The sequence below is a fragment of the Streptomyces sp. NRRL S-337 genome (assembly GCF_000720175.1).
In the GTDB taxonomy this organism is placed as follows: domain Bacteria; phylum Actinomycetota; class Actinomycetes; order Streptomycetales; family Streptomycetaceae; genus Streptomyces; species Streptomyces siderophoricus.
Genome location: NZ_JOIX01000118.1, coordinates 1 through 18,137, shown reverse-complemented (window position 1 = coordinate 18,137; position 18,137 = coordinate 1). Strand labels below are relative to the sequence as shown.

At 71.3% G+C, this 18,137-nt stretch carries 14 protein-coding genes and 4 tRNA genes; 9 read left to right on the top strand and 9 right to left on the bottom strand.

Annotation, left to right across the window (positions count from 1 at the left end):
* The 4 genes from IG62_RS0139060 to purM form a co-directional block, all read left to right on the top strand.
* The coding region (locus IG62_RS0139060; protein WP_030815364.1) for an AIR synthase-related protein at nt 1–210 on the top strand (210 nt) is incomplete at its 5' end.
* A 114-nt stretch (nt 211–324) separates the two neighbouring features.
* Nucleotides 325–1,122 (top strand): maleylpyruvate isomerase family mycothiol-dependent enzyme, encoded by a 798-nt coding sequence (locus IG62_RS0139055; protein ID WP_030815361.1) that lies wholly within the window; start codon nt 325–327, stop codon nt 1,120–1,122.
* 624 nt (nt 1,123–1,746) lie between these two features.
* On the top strand, nt 1,747–3,306 hold the full coding sequence (gene purF, locus IG62_RS0139050; RefSeq protein WP_030815358.1) for an amidophosphoribosyltransferase: 1,560 nt from the start codon (nt 1,747–1,749) through the stop codon (nt 3,304–3,306).
* Nucleotides 3,307–3,340: 34 nt separating this feature from the next.
* Nucleotides 3,341–4,411: a phosphoribosylformylglycinamidine cyclo-ligase gene (gene purM, locus IG62_RS0139045; RefSeq protein WP_030815355.1), complete on the top strand. Its 1,071-nt coding sequence runs from the start codon at nt 3,341–3,343 to the stop codon at nt 4,409–4,411.
* A gap of 192 nt (nt 4,412–4,603) precedes the next feature.
* Here purM and IG62_RS0139040 read toward each other — a convergent pair whose 3' ends face one another.
* Both IG62_RS0139040 and IG62_RS0139035 read right to left on the bottom strand, forming a co-directional pair.
* Nucleotides 4,604–4,864 (bottom strand): DUF3073 domain-containing protein, encoded by a 261-nt coding sequence (locus IG62_RS0139040; RefSeq protein ID WP_030815351.1) that lies wholly within the window; start codon nt 4,862–4,864, stop codon nt 4,604–4,606.
* 313 nt (nt 4,865–5,177) lie between these two features.
* Nucleotides 5,178–6,296, bottom strand: a complete 1,119-nt coding sequence (locus tag IG62_RS0139035) for a Leu/Phe/Val dehydrogenase (protein WP_030815348.1) — start codon at nt 6,294–6,296, stop codon at nt 5,178–5,180.
* 221 nt (nt 6,297–6,517) lie between these two features.
* Between IG62_RS0139035 and IG62_RS0139030 the strand changes: the two genes are divergently transcribed.
* Together IG62_RS0139030 and bldC are read left to right on the top strand one after the other, a co-directional pair.
* Nucleotides 6,518–7,354: a hypothetical protein gene (locus IG62_RS0139030; protein WP_030815345.1), complete on the top strand. Its 837-nt coding sequence runs from the start codon at nt 6,518–6,520 to the stop codon at nt 7,352–7,354.
* Between the two features lie 514 nt (nt 7,355–7,868).
* Entirely contained in the window at nt 7,869–8,075 is a 207-nt protein-coding gene (gene bldC, locus IG62_RS0139025) for a developmental transcriptional regulator BldC (protein WP_003949541.1), read from the top strand.
* Nucleotides 8,076–8,644: 569 nt separating this feature from the next.
* On the opposite strand, the gene IG62_RS0139020 is transcribed toward bldC, so the two are convergent.
* The 3 genes from IG62_RS0139020 to hrpA all read right to left on the bottom strand — a co-directional run bounded on the left by IG62_RS0139020 (nt 8,645) and on the right by hrpA (nt 13,501).
* On the bottom strand, nt 8,645–8,890 hold the full coding sequence (locus IG62_RS0139020; protein WP_030815342.1) for a DUF6274 family protein: 246 nt from the start codon (nt 8,888–8,890) through the stop codon (nt 8,645–8,647).
* A gap of 330 nt (nt 8,891–9,220) precedes the next feature.
* Nucleotides 9,221–9,295 (bottom strand) — tRNA-Asp (locus tag IG62_RS0139015).
* A 93-nt stretch (nt 9,296–9,388) separates the two neighbouring features.
* Nucleotides 9,389–13,501: an ATP-dependent RNA helicase HrpA gene (gene hrpA / locus IG62_RS0139010; RefSeq protein ID WP_051799190.1), complete on the bottom strand. Its 4,113-nt coding sequence runs from the start codon at nt 13,499–13,501 to the stop codon at nt 9,389–9,391.
* 123 nt (nt 13,502–13,624) lie between these two features.
* Here hrpA and IG62_RS0139005 point away from each other — a divergent pair, with 123 nt between their 5' ends.
* On the top strand, nt 13,625–14,755 hold the full coding sequence (locus IG62_RS0139005) for an ABC transporter permease (RefSeq protein ID WP_234326921.1): 1,131 nt from the start codon (nt 13,625–13,627) through the stop codon (nt 14,753–14,755).
* A 69-nt stretch (nt 14,756–14,824) separates the two neighbouring features.
* Here the strand turns inward: IG62_RS0139005 and IG62_RS0139000 are convergent.
* The 4 genes from IG62_RS0139000 to IG62_RS0138985 form a co-directional block, all read right to left on the bottom strand.
* A tRNA-Phe gene (locus IG62_RS0139000) sits at nt 14,825–14,898 on the bottom strand.
* Between the two features lie 4 nt (nt 14,899–14,902).
* Nucleotides 14,903–14,977, bottom strand: a tRNA-Asp gene (locus IG62_RS0138995).
* 48 nt (nt 14,978–15,025) lie between these two features.
* Nucleotides 15,026–15,098, bottom strand: a tRNA-Glu gene (locus tag IG62_RS0138990).
* 82 nt (nt 15,099–15,180) lie between these two features.
* A complete protein-coding gene (locus IG62_RS0138985; protein ID WP_030815333.1) occupies nt 15,181–16,899 on the bottom strand; it encodes a metallophosphoesterase family protein in 1,719 nt (572 codons plus the stop codon).
* 120 nt (nt 16,900–17,019) lie between these two features.
* Here IG62_RS0138985 and IG62_RS0138980 point away from each other — a divergent pair, with 120 nt between their 5' ends.
* Nucleotides 17,020–17,370, top strand: a complete 351-nt coding sequence (locus IG62_RS0138980) for a metallopeptidase family protein (RefSeq protein ID WP_030815331.1) — start codon at nt 17,020–17,022, stop codon at nt 17,368–17,370.
* Between the two features lie 202 nt (nt 17,371–17,572).
* A partial coding sequence (locus IG62_RS46835; RefSeq protein ID WP_051799188.1) for a hypothetical protein occupies nt 17,573–18,137 on the top strand: 565 nt, incomplete at its 3' end.

Here is an 18,137-nt window from a genome sequence, read left to right as displayed (position 1 = left end):
CTCTTCTCCGAGTCGGCGGGCCGTGCCGTCGTCGCCGTACCGCGCAGCGAGGAAGTCCGCTTCACCGACATGTGCACCGTCCGGGGCCTGCCGGCCACCCGCATCGGAGTCATCGACGGCGAAGCAATCAACGTCCAGGGCGAGTTCAGCATCCCGCTCAGCGAACTGCGCACCGCCCACGAGGGCACCATCCCGGGGCTGATTGCCTGACCTGCTCCGCCTCGGAACGGCCCGCCAGTACGCCTGGCGGGCCGTTCCGCGTGCGAGGCGGGCGCGGGCCTGTGACCCGGGGCGGTTGTCAGTGCTGCCGCTTACGCTGATCGCATGTCTCCTGCCGCCCGGAAGTCGCGCTCCCGCCAGTACGACGAGAAGAAGACCCGCGCCGCCGTCCGCGCGCAGTTCGCGCATCTCCGCGCGGCCGTGAGTGAGCTGACGGACGATCAGTTCGCGCTGCCGACCCGGCTGGGCGACTGGACGGTGCGGGAGCTCGTGGCGCATCTGGCGATGGCGGTCGGCAGCGTGCCGCGTGCGCTCGCGCTGCCCGCCCCGCCGCAGGTGACGACCGCCCTGCTGGACTGGCCGTTCGCCACCGCGCCGCTCGCTCCTGGGATCGACGCGGACACCCGCGCGCTGGCGTCCGGCAACGCCCCCATGGAGCTGCTGGCGCGCACCGCGGAGGAGTTCGAGCGCCTCCTGCCACCGGAGGGCGCGGAGCGCCTGGTAGCCGCTCGCCCCGGCGCGATGCGGCTGGCCGACTACCTGGTCACCCGCTGCGTCGAGCTCGTCGTGCACACCGACGACCTGGCCGCGGCGACCGGCGCGGAGATCCCGTACGACCGCCAGGCGCTGGCCACCACGACCCGGCTGCTGGCCGATGCGCTGGCCGTCAAGGCGCCCGGCGGATCGGTCGAGGTGCGGGTGCCGCCGTTCGCCGTGGTGCAGTGCGTCGAGGGCCCCCGGCACACCCGCGGCACCCCGCCGAACGTCGTCGAGACCGACCCGCTGACCTGGATACGCCTGGCCACCGGCCGGACGACCTGGGACGCGGAGCTGGCCGCCGCGACGGTCAGCGCCAGCGGTGAGCGGGCCGGCCTCGGCGGCCACCTGCCGGTGATGGGCTGACGAGCGGCGGGCCAGGAGCCTGAGGAGCTGCCCAGCGGGGCCTGAGGACGGCCGGCGGACGCACAGGGTGGCCGGTCGGTCCTTCGGACACGAGGCGGGCAGCAGCGTGGCGTCCACCGCTCCCCAGGCCGCCCGCAGCTCGCCCAGCCCGGAGGCGCGGACGGGCGCGCGGCCCTGGGGGCGGCGGTGGGCGGAGAGGCGTCGCGTATCTCACACCGACACGCCGGGGTGCTCGTACGGCATTCAGTGCGTACAGCGCGAAAGCGGCATTCCGGGTGGCGGCGGGGAAGGGCGAGGGCCCGGCGAAAGACCAGCTCAGAGGGGTGGCCCGGGAAAACAGCCGGAACCGTCGTCACCCGCAGCTACGCTGCTGATGCTCAGCGGCAGATCGCGCTCGCGGCCCGGCCGGGGTCGACGTGGCGGTGGCGCACCAGGCGCTGCGCGGAGCGGGGCGCCCGGCAACAGACCAGGTGCGCCAAGGGTTGCGGGGTCCGCAGGGGCAGAAATCCTGTCCGGGTGGCCGTGACCACGTCAAGCGCGCTTCACGTCCCATTCATGCACTCATCCAGGTGCGCGGCCATCCCCGGTTCGGATGAATCCGCGACCTGCCCTAGACTCAGGGGCGTGCCACGTGGTGACGGACGACTCAACCACGACCTGCTCCCCGGCGAGAAGGGCCCCCAGGACGCATGCGGCGTCTTCGGTGTCTGGGCTCCGGGTGAAGAGGTCGCCAAACTCACCTATTTCGGGCTGTATGCGCTGCAGCACCGTGGACAGGAGTCCGCGGGCATCGCAGTGAGCAACGGCTCCCAGATCCTCGTCTTCAAGGACATGGGCCTGGTTTCCCAGGTCTTCGACGAGACTTCCCTCGGCTCCCTCCAGGGCCACATCGCCGTGGGCCATGCCCGCTACTCCACCACCGGTGCCTCGGTGTGGGAGAACGCCCAGCCGACGTTCCGCGCCACCGCGCACGGTTCCATCGCGCTCGGCCACAACGGCAACCTGGTCAACACGGCCCAGCTGGCCGAGATGGTCGCCGCGCTGCCCCGCGAGGGCGGCCGGGCCACCCAGGTCGCGGCGACCAACGACACCGACCTGGTGACCGCGCTGCTCGCCGGCCAGGTCGACGAGGACGGCAAGCCGCTGACCGTCGAGGAGGCCGCCCCGCGCGTCCTGCCGAAGGTCAAGGGCGCCTTCTCGCTCTGCTTCATGGACGAGCACACGCTCTACGCCGCCCGCGACCCGCAGGGCATCCGCCCGCTGGTCCTCGGCCGGCTGGAGCGCGGCTGGGTGGTCGCCTCCGAGACCGCCGCCCTCGACATCTGCGGTGCCAGCTTCATCCGGGAGATCGAGCCCGGCGAGCTGGTCGCCATCGACGAGGACGGCCTGCGCAGCAGCCGCTTCGCCGAGGCCCGCCCCAAGGGCTGTGTCTTCGAGTACGTCTACCTCGCCCGTCCGGACACCGACATCGCCGGCCGCAACGTGTACCTCTCCCGTGTGGAGATGGGCCGCAAGCTGGCCGCCGAGGCGCCCGCCGACGCGGACCTGGTGATAGCGACGCCCGAGTCCGGCACCCCCGCCGCGGTCGGCTACGCCGAGGCCAGCGGCATCCCCTACGGGTCCGGCCTGGTCAAGAACTCCTACGTCGGCCGGACCTTCATCCAGCCCTCGCAGACCATCCGCCAGCTCGGCATCCGCCTCAAGCTCAACCCGCTCAAGGAAGTCATCCGCGGCAAGCGGCTGGTCGTCGTCGACGACTCGATCGTCCGCGGCAACACCCAGCGGGCACTGGTGCGGATGCTGCGCGAGGCCGGTGCGGCCGAGGTCCACATCCGGATCTCCTCGCCGCCCATCAAGTGGCCGTGCTTCTTCGGCATCGACTTCGCCACCCGCGCCGAGCTGATCGCCAACGGGCTGAGCGTGGACGAGATCGGCAAGTCGCTGGGCGCCGATTCGCTCGCGTACATCTCCATCGACGGCATGATCGAGGCGACCACGATCGCCAAGCCGAACCTGTGCCGCGCCTGCTTCGACGGCGAGTACCCGATGGAGCTGCCCGACCCGGAGCTGCTGGGCAAGCACCTCCTGGAGTCGGAGGCCGCGGCACCGACGAAGTCCGACGTGGACGGCGTCCAGACGCTCACCGCCGGGGTCGGCGGGGCCGACGCACTGCGTCGCCCGTAGAGCTCGTACACACACGACACGAAAGTTCTCAGCCATGTCCGCTGAACCTTCCGGCGCCAGCTACGCGAGCGCGGGCGTCGACATCGAAGCCGGCGACCGCGCCGTGGACCTGATGAAGGAGTGGGTGAAGAAGGCCACCCGCCCCGAGGTCGTCGGTGGGCTCGGGGGCTTCGCCGGCCTCTTCGACGCCTCCGCCCTCAAGCGCTACGAACGCCCGCTGCTGGCCTCGGCCACCGACGGCGTCGGCACCAAGGTCGACATCGCCCGCAAGATGGGCGTCTACGACACCATCGGCCACGACCTCGTCGGCATGGTCGTCGACGACCTCGTCGTGTGCGGTGCCGAGCCGCTGTTCATGACCGACTACATCTGCGTCGGCAAGGTCTACCCGGAGCGGGTCGCGGCGATCGTCAAGGGCATCGCCGAGGGCTGCGTGCTGGCCGGCTGTGCGCTGGTCGGCGGCGAGACCGCGGAGCACCCGGGCCTGCTGGGCGCGGACGAGTTCGACGTGGCCGGCGCCGGTACGGGCGTCGTCGAGGCGGACCGGCTGCTGGGCGCGGAGCGTATCCGTACGGGCGACGCGGTGATCGCGATGGCCTCGTCCGGACTTCACTCGAACGGGTACTCCCTGGTCCGGCACGTCCTCTTCGATCGGGCCGGGATGACCCTCGACCAGGAGGTCGCCGAGTTCGGCCGGACCCTGGGCGAGGAGCTGCTGGAGCCCACGAAGATCTACTCGCTGGACTGCCTGGCGCTGACCCGGACGACCGAGGTCCACGCCTTCTCGCACATCACCGGCGGCGGACTGGCCAACAACCTCGCCCGGGTCGTCCCGGACGGGCTGCACGCCACCGTCGACCGCTCGACCTGGACGCCGGGCCCGGTCTTCGACCTGGTCGGCACGGCCGGCTCGGTCGAGCGCCTGGAGCTGGAGAAGACCCTGAACATGGGCGTCGGCATGATCGCCGTCGTCCCGCAGGAGTCGGTGGACGTGGCGCTGACCACGCTCGCCGACCGCGGAGTGGACGCCTGGGTCAGCGGTGAGATCGTCGAGCGCGGCGACCACGCCGACGCGGTGACCCTGACCGGTGACTACGCCGCCTGAGCGGACCGGCCGCCGCACCGGCACCCACCGGTGCGGCCGCCGCTGTGGCGCACCTCCGGCGGACCGGCACGGCCGGTTCCCGGCGGGACGGCGCCCGGACGCCGACGTTCCGGGCAGCACAAAACCCGGCCCGGGCGATGCCCAGGACCGGGTCCGTGATGCTGTTAGCGGGTGCCGCGAGCGCGCAGAACGTCAAGCGCGACGACGCTGCTGGGACGAGTCGCCGTCGTCCTCGTCATCGTCGTCGTTGTACAGCTCGGCGTACCGTGCGTACGGGTCGTCTTCGTCATCCTCGAACGGCTCCGCGTTCGGAGGCTGCTGGCTCGTCGGCGCCGTCGGCGCCGTACTTGCACCCAGCTCGCTGGCCAGTGCTGAGAGATCCGTCCCACCGCTGTTGTACTTCAGCTGGCGGGCGACCTTTGTCTGCTTGGCCTTGGCCCGGCCGCGCCCCATGGGTCGACCCCCTCAGTGACGGGGCTCGATGGCCCCAGAGTCTTGACACGCGTTCATGGATCAGAGCGGGCTCTCAAGAGAGAGACCGGCCCGTAGAGCTTTAACGGTACCTGCTTCCGCGGCCATACGGTACGTCGCCCGCATCACCCGCCGCTCGGCACGACCCTCAGGGTGCCCCGTCCCCGCTGGTCAACTGCGATTTTAACCTGTCCCGTACGGCGACCCGCCGACGGGTGGTGAGGGATGTCTCCCCGACCGGCCGTGGCGGGCCGCGCAAGGTGGTGTTTCCGGCCGCCCTGGCCGGAACCTTCGGTCAGCTCCTCCGTGCCTCCGCCATCCGCTGCTCCGCGATCCGGTCGGCGGCCGCCGCCGGCGGGATCCCATCGGCCTTCGCACGAGCGAATATTGCCAGCGTGGTGTCGAAGATCTTCGCCGCCTTGGTCTTGCAGCGGTCGAAGTCGAAGCCGTGCAGTTCGTCGGCCACCTGGATGACGCCGCCGGCGTTCACGACGTAGTCGGGGGCGTAGAGGATGCCGCGGTCGGAGAGGTCCTTCTCGACGCCGGGGTGCGCGAGCTGGTTGTTGGCCGCACCGCACACCACCTTCGCGGTGAGCACCGGCACCGAGTCGTCGCTGAGCGCCCCGCCCAGCGCGCACGGCGCGTAGACGTCCAGGCCCTCGGTGCGGATCAGCTCCTCGGTGTGGGCGACCGCGGTGACCTGCGGGTGCTCGGCGCGGACCCGCGCCACCGCGTCGGCCCGGACGTCCGTGATCACGACCTCGGCACCGTCCTTGAGGAGGTGCTCGACGAGGAGGTGCCCGACCTTGCCCACACCGGCGATGCCCACCTTGCGGCCGCGCAGCGTCGGGTCGCCCCACAGTGCTTGCGCCGAGGCGCGCATGCCCTGGAAGACGCCGTAGGCGGTCAGCACGGAGGAGTCGCCGGCGCCGCCGTTCGCGGGGGAGCGGCCGGTGGTCCACTTGTTCGTACGGGCGACCACGTCCATGTCGGCGACGTACGTGCCGACGTCGCACGCGGTGACGTAGCGGCCCCCGAGCGAGGCCACGAACCGGCCGTAGGCGAGCAGCAGTTCCTCGGTCTTGATCAGATCGGGATCGCCGATGATCACGGCCTTGCCGCCGCCGTGGTCCAGCCCGGCGAGGGCGTTCTTGTAGGACATGCCGCGCGACAGGTTCAGTGCGTCCAGCACGGCCTCCTCCTCGGAGGCGTAGGCATGGAAGCGGGTGCCGCCGAGGGCGGGGCCCAGCGCGGTGCTGTGGATGGCGATCACTGCCTTCAGGCCACTGGCCCGATCCTGGCAGAGAACGACCTGCTCATGGCCCCCTTGTTCCGATCGGAACAGGGTGTGCAGAACGCCGCCGTCGGCGCCGGCGGGGGCCGGACGTACGTCAGTCACGGTGGTGACTCCCATAAGTCGCGAAGGACGCCCTCCTACGGGTGGGGAGGGCCGGTTGGGAAGAGCGTAAGACCTGCGACGGCGGTTGATCGGTCAGGTGCCGAGGATCACCCTCTCCCGGGGGACGGACGTGGGACGATCTGGTCGTATCGCAGGCCGGTCGGGGGCCCTCGGGCGTGTCGGGCACGCCGTGCGGTGGGTCCTTGGACGGTGGACTTCCCTCGTAAGGAGCGGGCGTGGCCCTGGCGTCATCGGTGAAGGTCCCGTACATGGCATACCTGCGGGTCTACGAGCCGCTGGCAGCGTTCCCCGAGCCGGAGCGCTCCCATTGGGCGCGCTATGCCAAGCGGGAGGACACCCCCACCGCCCAGGACGAGCAGCGCCGGGCGCTGGCCGACCTGCTGCCGACCCCGCCGGTGCCGGTCCCGGTCCACGAGAGCGCGGACGCCTTCATCGCGGTCGTGAACGAGGTGGTGTGCGTCTGCCCCTGGCGCACCCGGCTGCGCGGCTGGCAGGCCCTGGAGGGCCTGGAGGAGCTGCTGCCGGCGGCGGTGCTGGACGCGGCGCTGCCCCCGGTGGTGCGCCGGCAGGCCGCCACCGACTACGAGCAGTGGCGCGAGCGCAACCCCGACGCCCGGCCGTGGATCCGCGGCGCGTCCTGGCACGTCCCGGTGCGCTGGTTCGTCCTCTTCGACGACTCCGAGCGGGAGTACGCGGAGGGTGACGAGGGGACCGTGCTGCGTTACCGCACGCCGATGGTGCAGGCCAGACGGCGGGTCGCGCGGGGATTGCGGACGCTGCGGAACGCCCTGGAAGAGGGACCGCTGATCGACGGCCTGGTAGATGTGGGGCGCTGGCTCGAGGAATTCCACCCACGCTCGCTCGTGGAGCTGGACTACGGAGGGCTGGTGCACGCGGTGCCCGAAGGGCAGCTCGCCGAGGACCGTTCCGCCGCCGAGGTGGCGGAGGGACTGGCGGCGCTGCGCGAGGGGGACGGCGAGCGGGCCGGTGCCGCGTACGAGAAGCTCTCCCAGCGGTGGCGCGCGGTCCGCGAGCGTCAGTTCTCGAGCTGACCGGCCGAACTCTTTCCCGAGTTCACGGTGCTGTCGTACGGTGCTCGCTTCGCGGTGGTCGGACGGTAAGGGACGTAGGTCCTTAACCGGGCGATTGCCCCAAGCGTGACCTAAAGCACTTACTTCGGGTCTTGCTAGCAAGCCTCTTCCTCGTGCCAAAATAGGACAAGGAGCCCGACCCGGGCTCCTTCCGTCCAACTATGGGCGGATAGATCGGTATTGCGGTCCTTGAGGGGTCTCGTGGCGGCTGAGCCCGCTGTGACTGATCGTCACGGCGGTGTGACTGTCCGCTATGGCACGGTCCATCGGCATCCGCCGAGGTTGAACACCTGAGAGGGCAATTCCATCGGTTTGGCCGACGTGGCTGGACAGATGGTGTAGTTGTAGTGCCGAGGACAAGCCGTTCGTCCTATAACCGACTCGGCCCGCGTCCGCCATTTCGGGCAACGCGGGTCAAGGTGCAGAATTTAGAGGAAAGAACCGTGATGGTTCGGTTCTCCCGAGGAGGCCGCTCATGACCGCTCGCACCCCTGACGCCGAGCCGCTGCTGACCCCTGCCGAGGTTGCCACGATGTTCCGTGTCGACCCCAAGACGGTCACCCGCTGGGCCAAGGCAGGCAAGCTCACGTCCATCCGCACGCTCGGAGGGCATCGGCGTTACCGCGAGGCTGAGGTCCGCGCACTGCTGGCGGGCATTCCGCAGCAGCGCAGCGAGGCCTGAAAAGCCGCGTAGCCAGGCCGTTTTCGGGGCCCCCAACCCGAAAACGCCCACTTCGCGCACCAGGCTCGACCTGCTCCACCACGCTTCACACAGCTTCATACGACGCGGCGTCTGACCCCAACAGGCCCCACACCCGCTCCACTGGGTACGTCACCGATCGCGCTGGACTCCGCCGGGTCCAGCGCGATTTTCATGTGTACGGCCGCTCCAGGGCCGGTCAGAAGGCTCGGGCCACCTGTCGCCGAGGCCGGCTTCCGGTGGCGTCCACGGCGCCTTCAGGGGCCCTCCGGGGGCCTTCAGGAGTGACTCCGGGAATGGGTATGCGATGCGCCCGGAGAGTGGTGCAATTGCACATATTAAATTGACCCGTTGTAGGGCGGGTGTAAGTTCCTCGCCCGGCAAAACTTGTTCGGTGACTCCCGTCACACGGCGTGCCGCTTGTGGCCATCCGCCCGCTGCGGTAGGGGAATTGCCCCTCCCTCAGGGCGCTTTCCCTCGGCACCGTTGCCCACCCGTCCCTACCCGTCCCCACCCTTCCACCGGACAAGACGCGGCGGAGGCGTCCTTGGTCACCGCGGCGCGCGACCTTTGTCCTCGGCCGCCGACGGCTCGCAGGCGGCCGGAGCGGGAGCCGGGGCGGAGGCGGGCGCGGCCGGCGTCGCGGCGGGCCCGGAGCGGGTCGTGTGCGGCTCCATGGCGAGCCGCAGCAGCTGATGGCAGATGGGGCAGTGCCGCATCCGGTGGCGGTAGCCCGTGGCCGCGGCCAGATGGGCTCGCAGCAGCGCCCTGGTTTCGTGCCGTACCGCAGTCGTCATCCTGCATACCTCCCCGGCCCCCACAACCTCCCCAAGTGAGTACCGGCGCCGGAAGGTCCCGTCAATACAGCGGGCAGCAAAGCAGTCACGGGCCGCAGCCGACGGCGCGCGGCAGGCGGAAGCGGCGGGCGAGCGCCGGACCGGCGTACGGCCCCCGGCGGACGCGCGGCGCAGGCAGAAGCAGGACGGCCCGCGTCCGGGAAGGACGCGGGCCGAACGGATGCGGTTTTGGCGGGACTTGCTGTGTCCGACGGCGGCTTCGCCACGGGCCGCGGCCTCTGCGGGCAGCAGTACGGCCCGCATCCTCAGGGGGATACGGGCCGTAGAAAGCGGTCCTGACGGGATTTGAACCCGCGGCCTCCACCTTGACAGGGTGGCGAGCACTCCAAACTGCTCCACAGGACCTTGCGTTTTTGCTTTCCGCTTGCGGCGGGCTACGAAGCAAGACTGTACAGCAGGTCAGGGGGTGCGGTCGAACTCGATACCGGAGGCCCGCCCTCAGGCGGGCACCGCCGCGTCCACCGCCTTCATGATCCGCTTGTCGGAGACCGGATACGCGGTCCCCAGGGCGTGCGCGAAGTAGCTGACCCGGAGCTCCTCGATCATCCAGCGGATCTCGCGGGCCTCGGCCGGCACCGCACGGCCCGGCGGGAACTGCTCCAGCAGCCAGGCGTATTCGTCCTGCATCTCCTTCACCTTCGCCATACGGGTGCGGTCCCGCTCGGCGTTGGTCGGCAGCTGCGTCAGACGGCGGTCGGCGGCGATCAGATAGCGCATCAGGTCCGGCAGCCGCTTGGCGCCGTGCGCGGTCACGAAACCGGGCTTGATGAGCTCCGCCAGCTGCGCCTTGACGTCCGTCAGCGACGGCAGCAGCGAGGGGAAGGACGTCTCCTTCAGCCGGCGCTCACACGCCTGCCAGGCGGCCAGCACCTCTTGCACCTGCTGGATCGTCCGCAGCGTGACGTCCACCAGGTCGGCCCGGACCGCGTCGAACAGCTTGCGGAAGGACTCCTCGTCCCATGCCGGGCCACCCCGCGCCGCGATCAGACGGTCCGCGGCGGCGGTCACGCAGTCGTCGAAGAGCGCCGCGATCGAGCCGTGCGGATTGCGGGACAGCGCGAGCTTCTGCTGGTTGCTCAGCTTGTCCTGGGCGAACTTGGCGGGATTGGAGGGGATGTTGAGCAGGACGAGGCGGCGGGTGCCCGCCCACATCGCCGACTGCTGCGCGGCCTCGGTGTCGAAGAGCCGGACCGCGACGCTGCTTCCCTCGTCCACCAGCGCCGGATACGCCTTCAGCAGCTGGCCCGCCCGCCGGGTCTCGACCGTGCGCGGCAGCGTGCCGATCGTCCAGGACGTCAGGCCGGTGCGCTGCTCCACGCCGGCCGGGGTCGCCTCCTCGGCCGCGGCCCCGTCGCCCTTGCGGCCCCGGCCGGGACGCTCGGCGGCCTGCTCGAAGGCCTTGGAGATGGCCGCCTGGGTCTTCGGCTTGAGCTTGTGCCGCAGCGCCTCCAGGTCCTTGGCCTCGGCGAGTTTGCGCCGCCGCTCGTCGACCACCCGGAAGGTGATCTTGAGGTGGTCGGGGACCTTGGCCGGGTCGAAGTCCGCCGGATCGACCGGCACGCCCACCATCCGCTGCAGCCCGGCGGCCAGCGAGGCCGTCAGCAAGCCCTGCAGCGGGACCGCCGAGTCCAGGAAGCGGGCCGCGAAGTTCGGTGCCGGTACGTAGTTGCGCCGGATCGGCTTGGGCAGCGACCGGATCAGCTCCGTCACCAGTTGCTCGCGCAGGCCCGGGATCTGCCAGTCGAAGCCCTCGGAGGAGACCTGGTTGAGGACCTGCAGCGGGATGTGGACGGTCACGCCGTCCGCGTCCGCGCCCGGCTCGAACTGGTACGTGACCTTGAACTTCAGCTTTCCCTGCCGCCAGGAATCCGGGTAGTCGTCCTTCGTGACGGCCTCGGCGGACTCGTTGATGAGCATCGAGTGCTCGAAGTTCAGCAGCTCCGGCTCGTCCCGGCGTTTGGTCTTCCACCAGGAGTCGAAGTGGGCGCCGGAGACGACGTGGTCGGGGATCCGCCGGTCGTAGAAGTCGAAGAGCGTCTCGTCGTCCACGAGGATGTCGCGGCGCCGGGCGCGGTGCTCCAACTCCTCGACCTCACCGAGGAGTTTGCGGTTGTCATGGAAGAACTGGTGGTGGGTGCGCCAATCGCCTTCCACCAGGGCATTGCGGATGAACAGCTCGCGCGAGGTCTCCGGATCGATCCGGCCGTAGTTGACCTTGCGCTGGGCGACGATCGGTACGCCGTAGAGCGTGACCCGCTCGTACGCCATCACCGCGGCCATCTTCTGTTCCCAGTGCGGCTCGCTGTACGTGCGCTTGACCAGGTGCTGGGCGAGCGGCTCGATCCACTCCGGCTCGACCTTCGCGTTCACCCGCGCCCACAGCCGGGAGGTCTCGACCAGCTCGGCGGACATCACCCAGCGCGGGGGCTTCTTGAAGAGCGCGGAGCCGGGGAAGACCGCGAACTTGGCGCTCCGGGCGCCGAGGTACTCGTTCTTGGCCGCCCCCTCCTTCCCGCCCTCCAGCCCTGCGTTCTTCAGTCCGATGTGCGAAAGCAAACCGGCGAGGAGGGAGGTGTGGATGCGGTCCGGTGCCGCGTCCTCCTCGCTCAGATGGATCCCCATCGTCTTGGCGACCGTACGCAGCTGGGAGTAGATGTCCTGCCACTCGCGTATCCGCAGGTAGTTCAGGAACTCGTTGCGGCACATCCGGCGGAAGGCCGACGAGGACAGCTCCTTCTGCTGCTCGCGCACATAGCGCCAGAGATTCAGGAACGCCAGGAAGTCGCTGGTCTCGTCCTTGAAGCGGGCGTGCTGCTGATCGGCCTGCTGCTGCTTGTCCGAGGGCCGCTCGCGCGGGTCCTGGATGGACAGCGCGGCCGCGATGACCATGACCTCGCGGACGCAGCCGTTGCGGTCCGCCTCCAGCACCATCCGTGCCAGCCGCGGGTCGACCGGCAGCTGGGACAGCTTGCGGCCGGTCTGTGTGAGCCGCTTCTTCGCATCCTTCTGCTTCGGATCGAGCGCGCCGAGCTCTTCGAGGAGCTGCACGCCGTCCTTGATGTTGCGGCGGTCCGGCGGATCGATGAACGGGAACTTCTCGATGTCGCCGAGGCCGGCCGCGGTCATCTGCAGGATGACGGAGGCGAGGTTCGTCCGGAGGATCTCCGCGTCGGTGAACTCGGGGCGCGAGAGGAAGTCGTCCTCGGAGTACAGCCGGATGCAGATGCCGTCGCTGGTCCGGCCGCAGCGGCCCTTGCGCTGGTTGGCGCTGGCCTGCGAGACCGGCTCGATGGGCAGCCGCTGGACCTTGGTGCGGTAGCTGTAGCGGGAGATCCGGGCCATGCCCGGGTCGATGACGTACCGGATGCCCGGCACGGTCAGCGAGGTCTCGGCGACGTTCGTGGCCAGCACGATCCGGCGGCCGGTGTGGCGCTGGAAGACGCGGTGCTGCTCGGCGTGCGACAGCCGGGCGTACAGCGGCAGCACCTCGGTGTGCGGCAGTTGCTTCTTGTTGAGCGCGTCCGCCGTGTCGCGGATCTCCCGCTCGCCGGAGAGGAAGACCAGGATGTCGCCCGGCCCTTCGGCCTGCAGCTCGTCCACCGCGTCGCAGATCGCGGTGATCTGGTCGCGGTCGGCGTCCTGGCCGCCTTCCTCCAGCAGCGGGCGGTAGCGCACCTCCACCGGATACGTACGGCCGGACACCTCGACGATCGGCGCGCTGGGAGCCGCGTCGCCGTCGCCCGCGGCGGCGTCCGCCGTCCCGACCGTGGCGAACGAGCCGAAGTGCCGCGCGAACCGCTCCGGGTCGATGGTCGCGGAGGTGATCACGACCTTCAGGTCGGGGCGGCGGGGGAGCAGCTGCGCCAGATAGCCGAGGATGAAGTCGATGTTGAGGCTGCGCTCGTGCGCCTCGTCGATGATGATCGTGTCGTACTGGCGCAGCTCGCGGTCGGTCTGGATCTCGGCGAGCAGGATGCCGTCCGTCATCAGCTTGACGAGGGTGTCGGCGCCGACCTGGTCGGTGAAGCGGACCTTCCAGCCGACCACCTCGCCCAGCGGGGTCTTCAGCTCCTCCGCGACGCGTTCGGCGACTGTACGGGCCGCGATCCGGCGCGGCTGGGTGTGCCCGATCAGACCGCGCACGCCCCGGCCGAGCTCCAGGCAGATCTTCGGGATCTGGGTCGTCTTGCCGGAGCCGGTCTCACCGGCCACGATCACGACCTGGTGGTCGCGGATCGCGGCGAGGATGTCGTCCTTCTTCTGGCTGACCGGCAGCTCTTCCGGATACGTGATCTCCGGGAGCGCGGCGCGCCGCTGGGCGACCCGCAGCTCGGCCTCGTCGATGCCGTCGGCGATCTCGGCGAGCACGGCCGCCCGGGCTTCGGGCTTACGGATCCGGCGTGCGCCGTCGAGCCGGCGCCCCAGCCGCTGCGCGTCGCGCAGCATCAGCTCGGGCAGGCGTTCGCTCAGCGCGGGGAGGGTGGGAGCAGCGGTGCCGGGCGGTGTGGAGGAGATGCCGTCGGGCAGGGCGGAGGCAGGCTGACTGGACATACGTCCCCCAGGATCTCACCTCGGGTGAACGACTGGCGAACCATTTGCCGGCCCGGCCGGGCGCCCGCCCGCGGACGGCCTCCCATACGGGAATGTCGGACATCGGTGGCTTAGCGTGTCCGCATGTCCGGTCATCGCGGCGACCCCGGCCCCCAGGACGAACCCGACGCCCCCCGCCAGGAGGGGCTCCACCAGGACACCCCGCCCCCGCACGGCGCCCACGGCAGGCCGCGGACCCGCGAGGAGAAGTGGGTCGCCTTCAAGAGGTCCCCGTTCTTCCCGGCCACCGTGCTGGTCCTCATCCTCGCCGCGGCCGCCGGCCTCTTCGCCGGCTCGTACACGTACGCCATGGCCAACCCGGCGCCGCGGCACATTCCCACCGCGGTGGTCGGCTCCCCCGCCGCTCCGCAGGTGAGGGCGTTCGTCGAGGGGATGGAGAAGGCCCTGAACGCCACCCTCCGGCTGACCGCGTACCCCTCGAACGGCGCGGCCCGGGCGGCCGTCGACGAGCAGCGGGAGTTCGCGATCCTGCGCGCACGAGGGCGCGGCGCCGAACTGGACGTCTCCGGTGCCTCGGGCGCCACGGTGGCCCAGCTGCTGGCCGAGTCCGGCGCCGCGGTCGGCCGGGCGACCGGCGTGGACGTCCGCATCCGGGACATCACCCCGCTGCAGAAGGGCGACCCGCGCGGGCTCGCCCTCTTCTACGTCTCCCTGGCCGCGGTGATCATCGGCTTCGTCGGCGCGATCCAGCTCAGCGTGCACGCCCGGGCCCTCGATCCGGCCGAGCGGATCGCCTTCACGGTCGCCTACGCGTTGCTCGGCGCGTTCGCCATCGCGGCGGTGGTCGACTGGTGGCTTGGCGCCCTGCGGCTGCCGTTCTTCGAGTCCTGGCTGATCCTGGCGCTGACCATGTTCACCTCCGGCATGGTCTTCACCATGTTCAACACCCTCATCGGGCGCTGGGCCATGATCCCCACCTGGGGCCTGATGGTGCTGCTGGGCAATCCCTCGTCCGGCGGCGCGGTCTCCTGGCCGCTGCTGCCGTCCGTCCTCGGCCACATCGGCCGCTGGCTCCCGCCGGGCGCCTCGGTCAACGCCCAGCACACCGCGGTCTACTTCGGCGGCCACCAGCACGCCTTCCCGTTCCTCGTGCTGGCAGCCTGGTCGGTGCTCTCCTGCACGGTCTTCTGGGTCTGGCGCCACCGCCACCCCGGCGGCCGCGAGAGCGATACGGCCCCTGCGGCGGACGGCTGAGCGGAGCATCCCGCCGGACGAACGACGAAGGCCCCGGTTCGGGGAACCGGGGCCTTCGTCCAAAGGGTGTGGCTGGGGCCGGGGTCGAACCGGCGACCTATCGCTTTTCAGGCGATCGCTCGTACCAACTGAGCTACCCAGCCGCAGCGGTCCTGACGGGATTTGAACCCGCGGCCTCCACCTTGACAGGGTGGCGAGCACTCCAAACTGCTCCACAGGACCTTGCATTGTGTGAAAGCGGCCTGAACCATTCTCACACACGGTGTTGCGTGCCCCCAACGGGATTCGAACCCGTGCTACCGCCTTGAAAGGGCGGCGTCCTGGGCCACTAGACGATGAGGGCTGGTGGCCTCCTTGGCGTCGTTACCGGCGCCGTCGGGGACGTGAGAAGCATATGGGATGGGAGGACCGTTCGCCAAAACGGTTTACCCGGAGCCGCCGGAAGGGGTCCTGGTCGGCCGCGAAAAAGCCCCCGGTGAGCGGCCGGCCGACGGTCCGGAGGGCGGGCCGGACGGGTGAGCGGAGCGGGTCGGCACCGGCGTGGCGCCGGGCTGGTTCTCCCGCGGGAGGTGGCGGCTGACCTCGGCGCGGGACAGGCCCAGCCCGCCCAGGGTGATCTCGTCCCAGGCCTGCAGCCGCTTGGTCCTGCGGTCCAGATAGAGCACCGACGCCTGGACCGGGGCGGGCTTCTTGTTCTGCACCGCGCGCAGTCCGCCGCCACCCGTGGAGCCCTCGACCATCAGCCGGGTGCCCCGGGGCAGCGTGGCGTTCTCGCGGTGGTGGATGTGGCCGGCCAGTGCCAGCGGGACCAGCCCGTCGGTCTGCGCCGCGGCGGCCGGGTTGTGGGCCAGCGCGAGGTCGACCGGCGTCCCGGCCAGCCGCTCGGTGCGCAGCACGTCGGCGAGCCGGTCCCCGGCGGCGCGCTCGGCGGCGTCCCCGGCCGCCACGACCGAGCGGTCCGGGGTGAACTGCGGATCGCCGGTGCCCGCGATCCGCAGCCCGGCGACCCGGACCACCCGGCCGTTGTCGAGGACGGTGACGTGCCGGCGCCCGGACAGGTACCTCTGCGTGGTGCGTGAGTCGTGGTTGCCGCGCACCCACACGTACGGGGCGCCGAGCGTGGACGTCGCGTCGAGGAAGTGGTTCTCGGCGGCCGAGCCGTGGTCCATGGTGTCGCCGGTGTCGACGATCACGTTGATCCGGTACTGCTTCACCAGCGAGGCGATGATCCGCCAGCTGGCCGGGTTCAGGTGGATGTCGGAGACGTGCAGGACGCGGAGGGTGCTGGGGTCGGGCTGGTACGCCGGCAGCGTCGAGGTGGCGTCGTAGAGCTTGGTGACGTTGGTGACCAGCCGCGCCAACTCCTTCTGGTACACGTCGAATTCGCTCACGATGCTGCGCGCGTTGCCGACCACGGACGGGGCCGAGGACAGCAGTCCGGAGAACTTCGGCTCCAGGACCGAGTCCGGGTTCCAGGTGGCGTACGCGGTGCCGGCGGAGGCGCCGAGCAGGGCGAGCGCCAGGCCGCCGGCGGCCAGGGCGCGGCGCGGGCGGCGGTAGACGACCAGGCCCAGCGCGGTGGCGCCGGCGGCCACGGCGAGGCAGGAGTGCACCGCCAGGCCGAGGGCGCCGCGGGTGACGTCATGGGTGACCTCGTCCTGCAGGCCGGCGAACCGTTCGGGGTGGGCGACCAGCGCCTGCGAGCGGACCGGGTCCAGCCGGTCGACGTCGACGTCGAGCCGCAGTGGCGCGTAGTGGCTGCTCAGCTCCAGGTCGCCGAGCGGCGCGACGTCGATCCGGGTCCCGCCGGTCAGTGAGGGGCGCAGGGCCATGCTGGTGTCCATCGGGCCGACCGGGGCGTGCACGGTGCCTATGAGGAGCAGCCCCAGCCAGGAACCGAGGGCGGTCACGGCTATCAGGCCGAGCGAACGGGCCAACGGGCGCGGCGGGTCGAGGAGGTCGACGGTGGCTTCCGTACGGCGGAAGCGGGAGGGGCGGCGGACGGCTCCGGGCGGCGCGGATACGCCGGGCGGCCGGTCCCGGCCCGGACGCCACGGTGGGCGGAACGGGCGGGGCAGCCACCGGAGCAGGGGGTTTCGCGGTAGGTCGGGGGCCGATGTCCGGGAGCGCTCAGCACGGGCCATTGGCCCCGTATGCCCGGGCAGGGCGGCCGTCAATCAGGGTGCGGCGACTCGGGTGGTGGTGCGGGACGGCGGGCGGGCGGCGACGATCGGAGGCGGGGAAAGGTGGCGGAGAATGGTGGTGTGCTGGAAATGACGCGCGAGGAGTTCGAGGAACTGGTCGCCGAGGCCCTGGACCGGATCCCGCCGGAGCTGACCCGGCTGATGGACAACGTGGCGGTCTTCGTCGAGGACGAACCGCCGGCCGGGGACCCCGAGCTGCTCGGGCTGTACGAGGGGACGCCGCTGACCGACCGCGGTGAGTGGTACGCGGGCGTGCTGCCGGACCGGATCACGATCTACCGGGGCCCCACCCTCCGGATGTGCGCGACGCGTGAGGACGTGGTCGCCGAGGCGGAGGTGACGGTCGTTCACGAGATCGCGCACCACTTCGGCATCGACGACGCCCGGCTGCATTCGCTCGGCTACGGCTGAGCCGCGGCGGCGCCCCGGCGTGATCGGCGGCGCGGGGCGCGTGTCCTCAAGCGGGGGGCGGGAGTTGGGCAGGGCGTCCGTGCCGCCGTCCCTGCGCTCCGGATCCGGAGGTCCCGCCGTGCGCCCGAGCCCCTACCGCCCCTCACCGTCCCCGACACCGCCGCCCGCCGCCCCCGCGGCGGCGCGGCCACCGGAGCCACCGGTGCCGTCGTCGCAGCTGCCCGCCTCGCCGCTGCCCGTATCGCAGCCGTACGCCTCCCGGTCGTCGGCCGCGCGGCCGTCCGTGCCGCCGTCGCCGGCGGGCCGGGCGCTGTCCCGGGTCGCCGTCGCCGCCGTGACCGTCACCGCGCTGGCCGCGTCCCTGGCCGGCTGCATGAGCGTCAGCGACCCGGCGCAGCCCAAGCCGTCCGGCGGCGCCGCGCGGCACGACGGCCAGGGCGGGCACCCCGGCCCTGGTGGACCGACCGCCGACGGGCGCGGCGCCGGAGCGCGGCAACTGGGCCGCAACGGCGAGGCCCGCCCGGCCGGCGGCGACGAGAAACCGGGCAAGAAGTCGAAGTCCGCGAAGCCGAAGCCCTCCGAGGAGGGTGCGAACCCCGGCCCGGTACAGCCCTCGGGCCCGGAACCCGGCGCGGGCAGCAGCGGCGGCTCCGGCGGCCCCGGCGGAGGCCACGGACCCGCCGGCCCCTCGCCCTCCCACTCCGCCCGGCCGTCCTCCCCGCCCGACACGCCCACGCCCCCCAGCACCCCCACCGCCGCCCCGACCC